This is a genomic window from Luteolibacter luteus (genome assembly GCF_012913485.1).
Lineage (GTDB): Bacteria > Verrucomicrobiota > Verrucomicrobiia > Verrucomicrobiales > Akkermansiaceae > Haloferula > Haloferula lutea.
Window position 1 is genome coordinate 966,865 of the sequence record NZ_CP051774.1, and the last position, 16,187, is coordinate 983,051.

The window sequence follows — 16,187 nt, forward strand, 5'->3', positions numbered from 1 at the left end:
TTAGTTCACCTTTCTTAAGCTTTCAATCCGGAACCTGTCGCGGGCTCGACGCTCCGGATATAACAGATGCCCCCTTCCACGCGAAACTTCACCTCCATGCCGCACAGGCCCGCCCCATGGACTCGCCCTTCCTCTTCTCTACCCACTGCGGGCCGCGGATCCAGCGAGAGCGCCTCGACAATGAGCTGCTTGGCGCGCTCCGGCAGCCGGTAAAAGCCATCGGCCCCCTCGGTGGAAACCGCCAGCCGCGCCGGAGCTTCGCCAGCAAAGCCCCCTCGGGCATCCACCGGTGCCTCGGCATACGGAATGTAAGGCTTCACATCGAAGACAGGCGTGCCATCCACCAGATCCAGCCCCCCAAGCAAGAGCACCGTTCCCTGCCCCTCGCGCTTCTCCAGACCTTCCAGCTTCACCAGCGATAGCCCGAGGCCGTTGGGCCGGAAGGTAGAGCGGCTAGCAAAAACCCCCACCCTCTCATTACCACCCAGACGCGGCGGTCGGACGGTCGGACTCCAGCCACTCTCCGCGGTAAGATGAAACCCGAAGATGAGCCATAGGTGGGAAAAACCTTCAATGCCCCGCAAGGCCTCCGCCTGGCGAAACTCAGGCTCGAAGACTAGCTCACCCCAAGCGCTTGGACAGAGCCCCGGCTGACGCGGCACCCCGAACTTTCCGCCGAAGCATGAGCGAACGATACCGATGGGCTGGATCTCCATGCGCGGAAGCTGAACCGCCCGGAGACCCTTGCCAATCCTCCACAAATGCCCTCCCGCCGGGACTCCCTCGACTCCATTAGACACTCGATCCCTATCACACCGGCGGCCCACGCTAACAGAAGGCGAAGCGTTCCATTTCAGGATTCTCAAAAGCAGCCGCCCTCGATTTCCTGCGGCGTGTTCCGTTTTCACCCTCTTCTCCTCGCCACCTCGCTGGTCGCTCTCACCCAATGCGCTCGCCAGAACGACGAGCTCGCGATCGCCGGCCCCGCCAGGACCGTGACCCGGAGTGAAGCCATTGGGATCGCTTACACCTACAGCAGGCTCACTTGGACTCCGCAGGAACAACACGTGCGCCACGGAAAGGATGAGCACGGCGTCCTGGTACACACGCCCGATGCAAGTTTGAAGGGACACGGCTTCTCGAACGGTTGGTGGAAGCCCGGCAAGGAGGCCCGCGGCATGGCCTACCAATGGGGCGGCTTCGACACACCCCGCCAATTTCTCGCTGCGCTCGAACGCGGCGAAGCAGCTGGCGATATCTCCACATCTGAGAAGCGCCGGCTCGGCGACAGCGGCACCAGCAAATCCTCTTGCGGCATCGATTGCTCCGGCTTCGTCTCGCGCTGCTGGCGGCTCTCCCGTCCCTACTCCACCAAGCAACTCCACGAAATCTGCGACAAGCTCGCGTCATGGGATGAATTGAAGGCGGGCGACATCCTGCTCAATGACCGCCACGTCGTCCTCTTCAACCACTGGGGCACACTTGGAAAAACCGTCCATGTCTACGAAGCCGGACCCTTCCCCGTCTGGCGGGTAAATGCCGCCGAGATCCCGGTGGAGAAATTGCTCAGGGAAGGTTACTCGCCATGGCGCTATCGCCGGATCAAGGACTGAGCCGGGATCTGAAAATCCGGGCTCGTCGCGACAAGTCATCCCTCAGATTGACTTTCAACGCTACGGAATACGCGATCCCTGTCCGCGGATAAAGTAGCTCGCTGTCTGGCTCACTTCGAATTCCCACCCGAGCGCTCTCAGCCGCGCAGCGAGATCCTCTGGCTCATAGAACACCTTATAAACTTGGTATTCCCGCCCGTCGTTGAGCTTGCGGCGCGAAACCGTCGACTCCTCGCCGGGAAGATCATGATTCACCGCTGTCGAACCCGAATCTCGAAGCGAATCAACGAAGAACACCCGTCCACCCGGAGCCAGACAGGAGCGCACCAATTCCCAGAACTCCTCGAAGCGCTCAGGCGGCACATGTGAAAGCCAGAAGCTGAAGAATACCACGTCGAACATCCGGTCCGGCTGCCACTTGAAGACGTCCGCTTCGATATACCTTACTTTCTCCGATTTCAGCTTCGCGGCATTCACCGCCAGCACTTCCCGCGCTCCATCCAAAGCAGTCAGGCAGGTCGCAAACGGCAACAACTGCACCGTCCAAATCCCCGTGCCACAGGCGATCTCCAGCACCTCTCCCTCCGGCCGGAAACGGGCGAGCATCTCCGAAATCTCGACTCCCTCTGCTACCCACCTGCCATTCAGCTCCGGCCCGCGGTCATAGCGCCCTTGCCGCAACCACCATTGGTCATACTCACCCGCCCGGGCATTATAATAATCGAGTTGTTCCTGTAGGGGGTCGCCGGTGCGGTGCATCGTCGGAGCTCATTCAGGATTATCGCCTGACAAAGCGCACGCTCAATTTCCCGCGGCGCAGCCTTGCTGCGAGGGTTCTTCAGGAACGATGCTGAAACTAGGATAACTAACAATCCCACGGGGCTCCTGCTCAAATAACAGGACTACCCCCGCTCAAGGATTGCCACAAGGCTAGCCCTCACCCGCCAGCCATTCATTGAACGGCCAAACCGCCCGCTTCTTCAAGCCGCTTTCCGCAGCAGTGCCACCAGCACGCCTTGGATGATCAATTCGCGGGCCGGAATCAGATCCGGGAACTCCACGTTCTCCGCACGAAGGAAAGGCTTCCCCTTGTTCATGATGAAACGCTTGAGCGTCGTCTCACCATCGATCAAGGCAGCCACCACATCCCCATCCCGCGGTTCGCGGAATTCGAGGATCACGGTATCCCCGCTGCAGATATGGGCATCAATCATCGAGTCACCCCGCACCTTCAGTGCGAAAGTCCGGGCACTGCGCGGGATTCCGATCGAAGCGATATCGATCGAAATGCATCCCTCGCGCTCCGACTCCACGTCTTGGGCCATACCCGCGGCGATCTGGCCATACACCGGGATATCCACGATTTCCTCGCGATCGAGCTCTTCGGGGAAGACCACCGCGCGAGCCTTGCCGGGCAAGCGCTGGATCACCCCCTTGCGCTCGAGCGCGCGGAGATGGCTCATCGCCGCCGTCTGGCTGGCGAAGCCGAAATAATGCTGCAACTCGCGGGTCGACGGCATGAAGCCGGTTTTCCGCTGCGTGGCTTTCAGGTATTCCACGATTTCCCTTTGGCGCTGTGTCAAACCGTCCTGCATGGCGTATGTGAACAGTGTTCTTAGGAACAAGAACATGCGTGATTCCCCGATACAAGCGGAAATTCAAGGAATCCTGCCTTGAGGGTCGGGGCCCGAGGCAGGATGATCCGCCCCGATGCTTCGCAAAGCCAACTGGCGTTCCTTTGCCATTCTCGCCCTTTCCGCGCTCCTGCCCGCTTGCGGTGGTGGAGCCCCCCCGGCTCGCCCCTCCGGCCCGCCGGCTGAAATCACGAAAGCCCAAGCGGTCCGCGCCGCCACCATCCCGCTGACCCCGCCGCCTCCGGTCGCAGCGGAAAGCGCCATCGTCATCGATCCCGTCTCCGGTCGCGTCCTCTTCGCCAAGAATGCCGATACCGAGCGCCCCATCGCCTCGACCCAGAAGCTCCTCACCGCTCTCGTGGTGATGGACACCGGCAATATCGACAAGATCGTCACGATCTCCTCCGACGACACCTTGTGCGAACCGACCAAGCTCTACCTCAAGCCCGGCGAGACCCATAGCCGCCGCGATCTGCTCCGCGTGCTGATGGTGAAAAGCGCCAACGATGTCGGCCGCGCCCTCGCCCGCGATGTGGGCGGCAGCCAGGAAGGCTTCGCCGAAATGATGAATCGCAAGGCAGCCTCTCTCGGCATGCGCCATTCCCATTTCATGAACCCGCACGGCTTGCCGGCGGATAACCAATATTCCACCGCACGCGATATCTCCATCGCCGCTCGCGCCGCGTGGCGCAGCCAGACGATCCGCTCCTTCACCGCGCTGCAAAGCACGACCTTCCGCCACAGCGACGGCCGGGTGAAGACGCTGACCAATACCAACAAGCTCCTCAAGCGAGTGCCCTACTGCGATGGGCTGAAGACCGGCACCACCAATGCCGCGGGCCGCTGCCTCGTGTCCTCCGGCACGCTCGGCAATCGCTCCGCGATCGTGGTCGTGCTCAAGAGCAATTCCGCCAATGTCTGGGACGACTCCGAAAAGCTGCTCCGTTGGTCACTTGAGCGCCCCGGTGCGGAGCAGTGATCCTACCGGACCGCGGGAAGAACTCGCCGCTCTGGAATCAGCCGGCTTGCTGCGCAGCCTGCGTTCGCTCGATTCGCCCGCGGGTCCGAAGGTGATCCGCGACGGCCGCGAGCTGTGGAACTTCGCGTCAAACGACTACCTCGGTCTCGCCTCGCATCCGGCGCTCGCGGAAGCCTTCATCGAGGGCATCCACCGCTACGGCGCGGGATCCGCGGCTTCGCGCCTAGTCAGCGGCACCTTGCCACCGCATCGCGAGTTGGAAGAATCTCTCGCCGCCGCGAAGGGAGCGGAAGCCTCACTTGTCTTCTCTTCCGGCTTCGCCACCGCCACCGGCAGCCTCCCCGCACTCGTGGGCAAGGATGACGTGGTGGTGCTCGACAAGCTCTGCCACGCATCGCTGATCGATGGCGCGCGCCTCTCCGGTGCCGTCATCCGCGTCTTCCCGCACAATGACGTCCCGAAGCTGGATCGCCTGTTAGAGGTCATCCGGAAAAAGCAAGCGGGAGCACGCGTGATCGTCGTCACCGAGTCCGTCTTCTCGATGGATGGCGACCTCTGCCCCCTGCGCGAGATCATCGAAACAAAGGACAAGCACGGTGCCCTGCTCTTCCTCGATGAAGCCCACGCCTTCGGAGCGATCGGACCTTCTGGCATGGGTCTCGCCGCCCAACTCGGACTCCAGGACCGTGTTGACTTCCAAATGGGCACCTTGAGCAAGGCCGCGGGCCTTTCCGGTGGGTATCTCGCCTGCTCCGCGGAATGGCGGGACCTGCTCGTCAACCGCGCACGCTCCTTCATCTACTCCACCGCCCCGCCACCCGCTCTCGCCCACGCGGCGATGGCCTCTCTGGCGCTGATCCGCTCGGCGACCGGCGATGCCCTGCGCGAGTCGCTGCACGCAAACATCGCAGCCTTCGCACCGGGTCATCCCTCTCCCATCGTCCCCATCATCCTCGGCGAAAACCAGCGGACTCTCGATGCATCCAAAGCCCTCGAAGAGCGCAGCTACCTCGTTCCCGCCATCCGCTTCCCCACCGTTCCCCGCGGCACGGCCCGCCTCCGCATCTCGATCTCAGCAGCCCACCCGCTGGAAGCGTTGGCAGGCCTGAAGAACGAGATCGCTGCCATCTCACGCGACAGATCATAGCGGGCCCTCTAACCGATCAAATCACTGATCGATCCGAAGTCCGGCGTGAACAGCCGCTTGTACATCCGCGCCGCATAGCCGTCCGTCATCCCGGCCAGGAAATCACACACCAGCCGCGCCTTCTTCTCCACGCTATCCGCCTGCTCGATCTCCATCGCGGCATCTTCCGGCAGCAATTGGAAATTCTGCCCATCGATGCTATCGCCGGACACATAGCGCTTTTCCAGCACATCCCACAAGCGGTGTAGCAAGTGATTGCCCTTGTGCTCCAGCTGCTTCAACTGCGGCGAAAGGAACACGTTCTCAAACGCCAGCTTCTTGAAGAGCTTCGACTCCGCCTTCACCGCCGGATCCACATTCAAGCGGAAGCCATAGCGATTGCTCGTGCCACTCAGGAAATTCACATCGGCACTCAGGGACGCGGACCGGATATACTTCCCGATCCGCGAGCCCACGAAGGGATCCACCTTGCGTTTGCGGATCGCTGTCACCAGTTCTCCCAGCGGCGTTCCCTCGCTGATCGGCTCGCCACGCTTCTCCGCCCATCCCTCGATCCGCTCAATCCGCAGGAACCCGGCACGGACGCTATCCGCCAGATCGTTCAGCGAATAGGCAGTGTCATCCGCCCAGTCCATGATCTGGCACTCGATCGACTTGAAGGAATCGCGCTCCTTGCCCGGCGGATACTCGGCCGGGAAATCATGGCCACCCATCGCCCAATCCAGCCATTGGTGCTGGAAATCGTAGAGGAAGTGGTGCTCCGGCAGTTCCCCTGTCGTGGTCTTCAGCTCGGTCCAGAGCGACTTGTATTTCAGCACCGCATCCAGAAAGGCCCGCGTCGGATCCATCCCCGTGCGCTTCGCCGAAAAGATCCGCTCGGTCAGAAGCCGCAGCGTCTGAGCATTTCCTTCAAAGCCCCCATAGCCCGCCATCAGGAAATTCAACGTCCTCTCCCCCGCATGCCCGAAGGGAGGATGGCCGAGGTCATGGGAAAGGCAGGCAGCCTCCACCAGATCCGGATCGATGAAGTAGTCATCCGCCAGCAACCCGCCCGGAGCCTTCAGCCAGTGGCAGATCGAACGCCCGATCTGGGCCACCTCCAGCGAGTGGGTGAGCCGCGTTCGGTAGAAATCGTACTCCCCGCTCCAGAAAACCTGGGTCTTGTTCTGCAGGCGCCGGAAGGCAGGCGTGTGCAGCACCCGGTCACGATCGACCTGGAAGGGCGAGCGGAAGTCCCCGGGAATCTCCTGTTTTCCGGAAAAGCGCTCGGTATCGAAGGCACCGTAGAAGCGGTTGGGCATCGGGGCTTTGCTACGGTGCGCGGCCCTCCGTGGCGAGCCCCAAGGGGCGCGGATGCCGCAGCTGCAGATCTTTTGTTGAAAGCCGGACCACGCTACCGGGGTTTTGTTCGAAATCGAATGTCGCTACGGCCTCTCTACCGCCTCGCCTTATGGATCGGCTTTCTCGCTCACCCCTTGGCGGCGGAGAACCTGACGGAGCTTTCGAGCGCTCTCACGCCCCACGTCGCCTTCGACGCCGAAAGAACCCCTTCCGGCCTCAAGATCGTCGTCGAAGCGGACACCTTCGACGACAACGGGGACATCTCCCTCGAACTCGGCTTGGCGGGCAAGCAACTCGCTCGGCTGGGCGACGGTCAGGCGAAGCGCTCTCGCAAAGACAAGACCTGCCGCTGGGAATTCCTCCTGCCCGCGGAAAAGGACACGACCTCGCCTCGTCTCGCCTTCGCTCTCGCATGGAAAGGTGGCCCTCAAGGAGTCGACCGCCTGCGCCAGCGCTTCCGCCATGTCGGTCCCGCGGCGGCCCATGTGCCCCTCTCCACCGACCCGGCGGACTGGCAGCCCCTCGATTTGGAAGAGCGCACCCGCGAAGCCGCTGACCGCGCTTTGGAAATCGCCATCGATTTCGATCAAGCGATCGAGGGAAAGGCCAGCGTGGTGATCGAGCGTCCCGATGGCACCCGCGTCCGGAATCTCTTGTCAGGCCAGACGATGCCAAAGGGCCGTCACCGCCTCGTCTGGGATGGCCTTGATGAAGCGGGAAACATCGCCGCCCCCGGCGACTACCGATGGCGGGCCATTTCACACCCGGGACTGAGGCCGGTCCATCTCATGGATTTCTGCGATGGACCCGGCTCGAATCACGGCACCTTCCAAGCCGCGGCCACCAATGGCAAATCTCTCTTCTTCGCCGCACCCGTCGCGGAAGGCGGACACGAGATCGTGGAACTCGCTCCCGATGGCACCTTCATCCGCGGCTTCAATCCACCTCATGGCCACGGCTTGAGCGTCGTCTCCCTCGCCGCCGACGAAAACTTCCTCTACGCCGCTCACGATGGCTTGGCCTGGGGCAAGCACGTCGACCGCTCGAAGCCGGACTGGAAAGAAGAGCGCACCATCAGCGTGATGCGCATCGATCTGAAGAGCGGCAATGTCGCGGAGTTTCCCGGCGGCCTCCGCCACTCCCCGCTCCTGACCTACGAAGCCGGCCCGGGATCTGAGCAGATCCTGACAGAGTATCGGCTGAGCGGCATTGCACTCTGGCAGGGCTCGCTCTGGCTGGCGGACCAGTATGCGCAGGAGATCATCCCCATTGATCCAGCTACCGGACAGCGCTCATCCGCCACGCCGATCCAGTATCCACGGGTGAGAGCTCTCGCCAGCCACGGTGATAAACTCTACACGATCTCCGAGGGGGACCTCACGGTGATCGAAGGCAACCAGCGCAAGATCCGGAAGATCGCGAGGACAAGCGGCGGCCTCTACGTCCAAGGACCCGATGAGATCTATGTGAGCGACAAGCTCTCCCGCTGCGTTCGGGTTTTCGACGACAAAGGCCGCGAAGGGAGAACCATCGGAAAACCCGGCGGCATCGTTTCATTTCGCTACGATCCCCTCAGCATGTATCAACCGGCCGGCTTGGCAGTGCTAGATGGGAAGCTCTGGGTCACCGAGCAGGACCGCTGGCGTCCGAAGCGCCTCGCGGCCTTCGACACCCTGAGCGGCGCCGTGGTGAAGGAATACTTCGGCCCGACCAATTACGGCGCGCAGGGTGCCGGTTTCGATCCTCTCGATCCCACGCGGTGGATCGGCCAGGACACACTCTGGAAACTCGATTTCGCCAAGCGCAGCGCCACGCCCCAAATCATTTTCGAGGGCAAGTCAGGACGACGCCACAGCTTCTGGCGGCAAGATGGCCGCACCTTCATCATCACTTGCGGAAAAGTCACCTGGATCCAGGAGCTCACCGCCGACAACCAATTGCATCCGCGGGCCTGCCTCTCCTCCGCCCATCAATTTTCCTACGCGTATGACTGGCAGCCTCCCGACGAGTTTATCGAGGCCTTCCAGCGCGATTTCCCGGAAGCCAATTACAAGGGCAGCAAGGGCGGCATGCTCGATGAGGGCAAGCCCGGCCACGGCTACGGGATGCTCTGGGTGGACCGGAACGGAGATGAAGCGCTCGACCCGGACGAAATCGAATTCACGGCAAAGGGCACCAGCGTCGGCGGTGCAGGATGGAGCCATGACTTCAATGACCTGACCCTCCGTGTACCGGGCGAGCGCAATGGCAAGCCCGTGCTGGTCACGCTCGCACCGGATAGCTGGTGGCGGGACGGCGCACCGCGCTACCCCTCGCTGAAGGAAGCCGTGGCGAAGGCTCCGGAGATCGACTTGCCCGGCAGCAGCATGGTGGAAAGCATCACCGACCGCTTCGGAAATACGGTGATGAACTCCGATCCAGCCATGCGCTCCATCTCCCCGGAAGGAAAGCTGCGGTGGACCTACCCGAACCGCTGGAGCAATGTTCACGGCTCCCACAATGCCCCGCTGCCCAAGACCGGCGAACTCCAAGGCTCCCTCTTCTATAGCGGCATGGCCCCGCTCGATGACACGTCCGATGTAATGCTCATCAATGGCAATCACGGCCGCGCCTTCGTCATGACTAGCGATGGCATCTACCTCGACGAAATGTTCCCGGATGTCCGGATGATGACCAATCCTCAGGCAGGCGGCATCGGCATCCTTGGCGGCGAGTGCTTCGGCGGAACCTTCGGACGATCGAAGGATGGCGACTACTATTTCCAAGGCGGCGGGATCTCCTACCGGATCTATCGCGTTGAAGGCCTGGGCGGCACCAGGCGCGCCGAAGGACGTCTCGTGGTAAGCGGCGAGCAATCCTTGGCCGCCGCTAGAAACCAAAACCGCGTCGCCAGCGTCTCATCGAAAATCCATGAAGCTACCCTTCCTTGGGGAGACCAAGCCCGGGAGGTAGCGAAGTGGGACAAGGACGGGAATTTCCCCGTCACCGTGAAAGCATCGCGCGACGGCAATCTACTACGCCTCCAGTATGAGGTGGCGGATGCCTCGCCTTGGGTAAACCAAGGTAAGGACTGGCAATCGCTCTTCAAGACCGGCGATGGAGTGGATCTCCAGCTCGGCATCTCGCCCGCGGCAGACCCGCGTCGCACCGATGCCGCGGAGGGAGATCTCCGCCTTTTCATCGCACCCATGGGCGAGGAAAATGTCGCCGTCCTTTACCGTCACCGCTTCCCGGGAGCCGCGGCAAACGAAGCCGTGAACTTCCAGAGCCCCTGGCGCAGCGAGAAAGTGGATCAGGTAAAGCGGCTCGAGAACGCGGCAATCAAAGTCGAGCGCAGCGGAAATGGTTATAAAGTGGCCATCGAGCTTCCTCTTTCTGAGCTCGGCCTCGGCGCACCGGAGGCCCTGCAACTCCGCGGCGACTTCGGCGTGATCTATGGTGACCCCGCTGGCACCATCAATACTTTCCGGAATTATTGGTCCAATCAGGCCACCGGCCTCGTCAATGACGTGCCCGGCGAAATCATGCTGAGCCCGAATCTCTGGGGCCAACTCAACTTCTCCCCCGCCCCGAATCCATGAAAGCCATCCTCCTTCTTCTTTCAATGGCCGGGGCGTCCGCAGCCTTGGAAATCCGCTGCAGCGGCGTGCTCGGAAATTCCGGTGAGCAGGGCAGCAGCTTGGTCCGCTTCGCGGAGAAGACCGCCACCGGCATGGGGGTCGCATGGGACGCCGCGGGCACCATCTGGGATCGGGGTGGCGACGGCCGCCTGAATCGCTACGCCGTCGATGGACGCCTGCTCGCTAGCTATCCGCTCCCTCCCGGCGGGGGACCTCAGGACAAGGACACGCTCCTTATCTGCGGTGACTCGCTCTTGCTGAAGCTCGGCAAGAAGCTCTACCGACTCTCCTTGGATGCCCCTGCGGGAGCAGAGCCCGTCGAACTCGGCATCGATGCCAAACGTCTTTCGCTCTCCGCCGAGGATGGCTGGGCGGCCGCAGCGAATGGGAAAGCCATCTTCCTCGTGAACTCCTCTGGCGAAACGAAACCGGTCGCCACCTCGGAAGAAGACATCTCCGATCTCGAAATCGGCCCCCGGCATGGGATCTACGCGAAATCCGGCGACAAGATCCGCCGCGTCGATCGCTTCGCTCCGGAGAAGGGCGCGGGACCATGGACAGCCCCGGACGACCGCCCGCAGTGGATTGCGGACCGTTGGTTCGGCTCGGCATGGCACGGGACCCTCCGGCGCTTCGGGGAGGACTTCTTGCCGGATCCCGGCGTGGTGCTCGGCGGTGCCTCCGGATCCTTCATCGGCTACGTGGAGGGAAATCATGAGTTGAATGACTCCCGTGGCCTCGCCACCACCGATGGACGTCTCTTCGCCGCCTCCGGTGCGGAGGGCGTCATGCACCTGATGGAATGGCGCGCCGCGGAAAACCGCTTCGCCCTGCTCCGGAGGATCGGCGCCATGGCCACTTGCAGCGCCCTCGTGATCGATGCGGACCGGCGCGTCTATTTCAATGGCGGCTTCTGGGACTGGAGCGATGCTCCGGACACCCCGCTCCGCCACAGCGTGCCACCGCCGCAGGCACCGGGCTTTGCAGGCGCGTCCGCCGCACCGGATGGCGGTTTTGTCGGCCCGGCGATCCGCTGGGACAAGCCGGCCATCTACTACGGTGGGCACGGCGGCCCGCTGAAACTCTCCGAGGACATTCCTCTCCCCGAGGGCGCGGTCGCCTCGACCCTGCTACGGGTAAAAGACCGTGACGCCCTTTTTATCTCCGACTCCCGTGGAAAGGGCCGCATCTGCTTCGTCAGCCGCGAGGGAAGGTTCGAAGGCGATGGCGGCGCGGCAGAACTCCGGACCCGGGAGCCCATCGGGAAGCTCACTAGCCTCACTCCTTCCGGTCCGGAACTCCTCGCCGCCGCCGATGGCAAGCTCCTCCGCTTGAACGCAGTGGACGGCGGGTGGCAGGAAAAGCAAGGGATTGAGGCAGGCTTCGGAGCGGAGATCTACCTCGCCGCATCAGGGGATCTCCTCTGGGTGAGCGACACGGAGAACCATCGCGTCCTCTGCCTGCGGGCCGGAAAACCCATCGCTGAATTCGGAACCGCGGGGCGAAAAGGCGCGGACCTCCAGACCTTGGATCAGCCACGTGCCATCGGGGCATCCGGTACCAGCGCCGCGGTTTTTGACTCCGGAAACCAGCGCCTGATGAAGCTGGAGCTCCGCTAGGGAAGGACCGTCGGAAATTCCCCCGAACATCTTTCCGCTCTTTTTCGTTTGAGTGAGAGAGCCCGACATTTTCTCCCGTTTCCGCGATAAATTCCGAGCTCGGCCTCGCTTTCGCCGGAAAAACCGCTTTCATCTACCGTCGCTCACTATGAACGAGTCCAATCCCTTCAAGCGCCTCTTCTTCTGGCTGTCAGGCGCGGGCACCGAGACATTGGAGCTCTGCCCGGCATGGGAACAGCGCAAGTACGTCGCCTTCGGCGCGACCGTGCTGGTCCCCTGCGCCTTCGCCTTCATCGCGTGTTCCTACGCGCTATCCACGCTCACCGATAATCCCAAGGTGATCTACCCGGTGGCGGCCGTCTGGGCCTTCATCATTCTCACCATCGACCGCGCCCTGCTCGCTGGCTACCGGCCCTTCATGTCCTGGTGGCGGAAGCTGTCCCAGTTTTCCCTGCGTCTCATCGTCGCCATCCTCATGGGCCTGACGATTGCGCACCCGCTGGTGCTGCTGCTGTTCCGCGACACCATCAACACCGTCGTCGAGGAAGAGCGCTCTCAGGAAATCAGCCAGGAGCGTGGCAAGTTCGCGGTGGGCAAGGACAGGGTCCGCACCGAGATCACCAAGCTTGAGGAAGCCATCGCCGCCCAGCGTGAAAAGTGGAACGAGACCTTCCAGGCCAAGTTCATCATGCAGGAGAAGACCGAGGCCGCCGCCGCGATCCCCGGTCTGACCGCCGAGCAGCAGACGGAGCTGAAGGCCGCCACCGACGAGGCGACAAAGCCCTTCAAGGACCGTCTCGATGCCATCAACACCCAGGCCGACGAACTCTCCCCGCAGTATACCAAGCTCCAGAGCGAACTCGGTTTTTGGCAGGCGGAATTCGAACGTGAGCTGAATGGCCAGCGCTCCGGCATGAAGGGCGAAGGCCCGCGCGCCCGCTCGATCCGTGCCGACCAGCTTGAACCGCGCCGCGAGGAGTCAAAGCGCCTCGGCGCGCTCTTGGAGCACCTCACTGCCGAAAAAGCTACCCTGCAGACCCAAGTCCGCGAGGCCGAGAAAGGCGCCATTTCCGCCTTCGAAGCCAAGCTCGCCGAAATCCAAAAGAAGAACAAAGCCGAGGAAGACCGCGTCGCCGCGCTGAAGCAGCAGGTGGAGCAAAACCAGGCTGACTCCTTCGTGACGCAGCAGAATGCCCTGCGCGAAACCATCAAGCAGCAGATCGACACAAGATTGCAGGAGCTCGAGCGCGCCCAGAACGAACTCGCGGCCGTGGCGACTGAGGAAGCCAACCGCGTCGCCGCCATCCAGGCAGAGCCGCGCAAGGACATCCTCACCCAGACTCTCGCCCTGCACGGTCTTTTCAAGGAAGGCAGTGAAGGCGGCCAATTCGCCTTCGCCACCTATCTCGTCCTCACCTTGCTCTTCATGCTGGTGGATACCATCCCGCTCATCGTGAAGTTCTTCACCAAGCCGGGTCCCTACGACACCCTGCTCGATCGCGATGAAATCGTCTTCGATGGTGAGCACCGCGCCTTCCGCACCAGTCACCGCCGCTACATGGAAAGCCTGTCCGCAGGCAATCTCCTCGCAGTCACCCGGAACAAGCGTCTGGAAAATGCCCTCGTCGACGGCGTCGAGCACAGCCGAGCCGCACAGGAGTTTCTCGATTCACTGATCCAGATGGAAAAATCCTTCGCCGAGAAAATCCGCATGGAGCAGGAAGAAGCCCGCCACGCCGGCCCCGAAAAGCTCGCCGCCCTCGAAGCCATCAAGAAGCGCTTTTACGAGGACATGCAGCGCCGCATGGAAGCCTTCTTCGCCGGCCAGCACGCCTGAAGCGACTCGATCAGCTCTCTATTCCTCTCCAAGAAAGGCCCCGGAAAACCGGGGCCTTTTTTAAGTACCCACGCAGAGCGGAACCTTCTAAAGCCCCAAAGGGGCGGGAGGGAGATAGCCCAAGGCAAGCGCGAAGCACGCAACCCTGGGTCTTTAGGGAAAAGGTATCGCACTACAAGGGAGTGCAGGGAGGCCTGCAAATTCATCCATCCCCGTTTTAGCCGATCCTGGCAGTAGAAACCCACCGCCCACATGTGCGAAACTTCCCGCCAGCATGCCCCTCGTCCGCGCATTCATCCGCCCCACTTTATTCCCGCGAAGCGCACTTCGTTTGATAATTAGGAGATCGACGATTGGTGATTTCTCCCTTCACCCGCCTGTTATTTTTCCTGTTATAACAGGCGGAACAGGCACCAGCTCCCCACGGTCCTCCCACTTTTCCCGCGGCTTTCCCTCCCGAATCTGCTCATGCTGATTTCCTGTAACAAGCCCCCTCCTTTCCTGAATCACCGGGCATGAGCGACACGAACCCATCCACCTGCCCGCGTTGCGGCGCACCGTTGAGCCCGACCGATGCGGCCGGCCTCTGCCCGCGCTGCCTGCTGGCGATGAATCTCCGGACGCGCACCATGCCGACCGGGGAAAGCTCCCCTTCGCACCCCCCTCCTTCCCCCGCCGAACTCGAACAGAAGTTCCCGCAATTCGAAATCATCGAATGCCTCGGCCGCGGTGGCATGGGCATCGTCTACAAGGCCCGGCAGAAGGCGCTCGATCGCACCGTCGCGATCAAGATTCTCCCCGGCGAATTCCAGAATGATCCCGGTTTCGCCGAACGCTTCGAGAAGGAAGCAAAGCTGCTCGCCCGCCTCAACCAGCCGAACATCGTGACCATCCACGACTTCGGCAATGCAGGCGGTCTCTACTACATCGTGATGGAGTACGTCGATGGCGTGAACGTCCGCGACCTCCTGCGCGATGGGAAGATGGAGCCCGAGCAAGCACTCGCCATCATCCCGCCGATCTGCGAGGCACTGCAATTCGCTCACAACCACGGCGTCGTCCACCGCGACATCAAGCCGGAGAACATCCTGCTCGACCGCGAGGGCCGCGTGAAGATCGCGGACTTCGGCATCGCCACCATTGCGGGGGATGCCGCGGACCGCTCGGGAACCCCGGCCTACATGGCTCCGGAGCAAGCCGCACACGCCGCGAAGATCGATCACCGCGCGGACATCTATGCCTTGGGCGTGGTGCTCTACGAGATGCTCACCGGGGAACGCCCGGGCAAGGATTTCAAGGAGCCGTCCAAGAAGGTGCGGGTGGATGTGAAGATCGATGAGATCGTGCTCCGCGCCCTTGAGAACAAACCCGAGCTACGCTTCCAGACCGCGGGCGAATTCAAGACGCTGGTCGAGACCATGGCACCCGCCGCGGCGCCTCCACCGCCACCGGAAGCCCCCTTGTCAGCACCATTCAAGGCCCCTTCCAATCACACTTCGCCGATGATCCCGAAGCTGGCATTGGGCACCTTGCTCATGGCCTTCCTCGGCACGCCGCTTCTTCTCAGTTTTGCCAAGCGGGACGAGGGCGTGGTCTTTTTCGGCATCCTCTGCCTTCTCGCCTCGATCGTCTTCACGATCATGTCCCGCAGAACACGCATTGGCAAAGTCCTGTTGACGCTGTGGGGAATCTTCATCCTCGTGAACCTCGGCTACCTGGCACTCCGCTCCGTGGGGATGAGCAGAAGAGAAGAGGTGGCCAGGCAAGTGGAAGAGAGTTACAGGCGGCAAGCGGAAATCGCGAGAATCGCCGCCCGTGAGGCCGATGAAGAGGCCCGGAGAGCGCCGCTCTCCACTCCGCCTCTGGTCGAAGCTCCTTCTCCCGCCCCGCCCTCCGCCATGGCCGGCGACTTGACCCCGGTGATCCAGCGTTCCCAGATCCTCGTTCGTGGTGAAGGCGAATACCTTCTCGATGGCACCCCGACCACCATGGAGCAATTGACCGATCAGCTCCGCCAGCGGGCAACAGGCAACTCCGCTCACTCCGTCACGATCACCGCCAGCCCGTCCTCACCCGCCAAACCGGTCACCGATCTGCTCACGACCTTGTCCCGGCTCGGGCTCCACGATATCTCGGTCAATCGGACGCAAACCGAGATCCCCAAGCGGGACCGGCTCCTCGAAATCGAGCTCAGCGCCGCTTTCAAGAGCTACGAGGATCTTCAGATTCGCCTTCGCGAGGCCGAGCTGCAGCGCAATCTCGCGGTATCCCGCGGCTCGGAAACCGACCAGAAGGAACAAGAGCGCCTCTTGGAACTTCTCCGGCTTCAAATCGATGAAATCCGGCACTCCATCCTCGACCTCCAAAAGAGATCCGAATCCCAACCACAACGCTGAA

11 protein-coding genes are annotated in these 16,187 nt (G+C 62.2%); 7 read left to right on the forward strand and 4 right to left on the reverse strand.

Features of this window, described 5'->3' with window-relative positions; all coding sequences use genetic code 11:
- Positions 1-14: 14 nt before the first annotated feature.
- Positions 15-716: a tRNA (N6-threonylcarbamoyladenosine(37)-N6)-methyltransferase TrmO gene (gene tsaA / locus HHL09_RS03820; RefSeq protein WP_169453161.1), complete on the reverse strand. Its 702-nt coding sequence runs from the start codon at positions 714-716 to the stop codon at positions 15-17.
- Between the two features lie 177 nt (positions 717-893).
- On the opposite strand from tsaA, the gene HHL09_RS03825 reads away from it, so the two are divergent.
- Positions 894-1,613, forward strand: a complete 720-nt coding sequence (locus HHL09_RS03825; RefSeq protein ID WP_169453162.1) for a hypothetical protein — start codon at positions 894-896, stop codon at positions 1,611-1,613.
- A 60-nt stretch (positions 1,614-1,673) separates the two neighbouring features.
- On the opposite strand, the gene HHL09_RS03830 is transcribed toward HHL09_RS03825, so the two are convergent.
- The gene (locus HHL09_RS03830) at positions 1,674-2,372 is read right to left on the reverse strand and encodes a class I SAM-dependent methyltransferase (RefSeq protein ID WP_169453163.1); all 699 of its coding nucleotides are present in this window, start codon (positions 2,370-2,372) and stop codon (positions 1,674-1,676) included.
- 221 nt (positions 2,373-2,593) lie between these two features.
- Positions 2,594-3,172, reverse strand: coding sequence for a transcriptional repressor LexA (lexA, locus tag HHL09_RS03835; RefSeq protein ID WP_240963726.1), 579 nt, complete (start codon positions 3,170-3,172; stop codon positions 2,594-2,596).
- Between the two features lie 151 nt (positions 3,173-3,323).
- Here lexA and HHL09_RS03840 point away from each other — a divergent pair, with 151 nt between their 5' ends.
- A complete protein-coding gene (locus HHL09_RS03840; protein ID WP_169453165.1) occupies positions 3,324-4,226 on the forward strand; it encodes a D-alanyl-D-alanine carboxypeptidase family protein in 903 nt (300 codons plus the stop codon).
- The gene (locus HHL09_RS03845) at positions 4,201-5,373 is read left to right on the forward strand and encodes an aminotransferase class I/II-fold pyridoxal phosphate-dependent enzyme (protein ID WP_240963727.1); all 1,173 of its coding nucleotides are present in this window, start codon (positions 4,201-4,203) and stop codon (positions 5,371-5,373) included. The genes HHL09_RS03840 and HHL09_RS03845 overlap by 26 nt, the downstream gene beginning before the upstream one ends.
- A gap of 8 nt (positions 5,374-5,381) precedes the next feature.
- On the opposite strand, the gene dgt is transcribed toward HHL09_RS03845, so the two are convergent.
- Positions 5,382-6,674: a dGTP triphosphohydrolase gene (gene dgt, locus HHL09_RS03850; protein ID WP_169453167.1), complete on the reverse strand. Its 1,293-nt coding sequence runs from the start codon at positions 6,672-6,674 to the stop codon at positions 5,382-5,384.
- 117 nt (positions 6,675-6,791) lie between these two features.
- On the opposite strand from dgt, the gene HHL09_RS03855 reads away from it, so the two are divergent.
- The 4 genes from HHL09_RS03855 (at position 6,792) to HHL09_RS03870 (ending at position 16,186) form a co-directional block, all read left to right on the forward strand.
- Positions 6,792-10,295: a hypothetical protein gene (locus HHL09_RS03855; RefSeq protein WP_169453168.1), complete on the forward strand. Its 3,504-nt coding sequence runs from the start codon at positions 6,792-6,794 to the stop codon at positions 10,293-10,295.
- Positions 10,292-11,953, forward strand: coding sequence for an NHL repeat-containing protein (locus HHL09_RS03860; protein ID WP_169453169.1), 1,662 nt, complete (start codon positions 10,292-10,294; stop codon positions 11,951-11,953). Before HHL09_RS03855 ends, HHL09_RS03860 begins: the two co-directional genes overlap by 4 nt.
- Before the next feature lie 148 nt (positions 11,954-12,101).
- Entirely contained in the window at positions 12,102-13,790 is a 1,689-nt protein-coding gene (locus HHL09_RS03865; RefSeq protein WP_169453170.1) for a DUF4407 domain-containing protein, read from the forward strand.
- Between the two features lie 515 nt (positions 13,791-14,305).
- Positions 14,306-16,186 carry a serine/threonine-protein kinase gene (locus HHL09_RS03870; RefSeq protein ID WP_169453171.1) on the forward strand — a complete coding sequence of 627 codons (1,881 nt, stop codon included), beginning with the start codon at positions 14,306-14,308 and terminating at the stop codon, positions 16,184-16,186.
- Position 16,187 lies beyond the last annotated feature (1 nt).

Coding starts and splice junctions, on each gene's coding strand:
- HHL09_RS03865 (WP_169453170.1), top strand. CDS start 12,102: ATGAACGAGTCCAATCCCTTCAAGCGCCTCTTCTTCTGGCTGTCAGGC.
- HHL09_RS03830 (WP_169453163.1), bottom strand. CDS start 2,372: ATGCACCGCACCGGCGACCCCCTACAGGAACAACTCGATTATTATAAT.
- dgt (WP_169453167.1), bottom strand. CDS start 6,674: ATGCCCAACCGCTTCTACGGTGCCTTCGATACCGAGCGCTTTTCCGGA.
- HHL09_RS03870 (WP_169453171.1), top strand. CDS start 14,306: ATGAGCGACACGAACCCATCCACCTGCCCGCGTTGCGGCGCACCGTTG.
- tsaA (WP_169453161.1), bottom strand. CDS start 716: ATGGAGATCCAGCCCATCGGTATCGTTCGCTCATGCTTCGGCGGAAAG.
- HHL09_RS03860 (WP_169453169.1), top strand. CDS start 10,292: ATGAAAGCCATCCTCCTTCTTCTTTCAATGGCCGGGGCGTCCGCAGCC.
- HHL09_RS03855 (WP_169453168.1), top strand. CDS start 6,792: ATGTCGCTACGGCCTCTCTACCGCCTCGCCTTATGGATCGGCTTTCTC.
- HHL09_RS03840 (WP_169453165.1), top strand. CDS start 3,324: ATGCTTCGCAAAGCCAACTGGCGTTCCTTTGCCATTCTCGCCCTTTCC.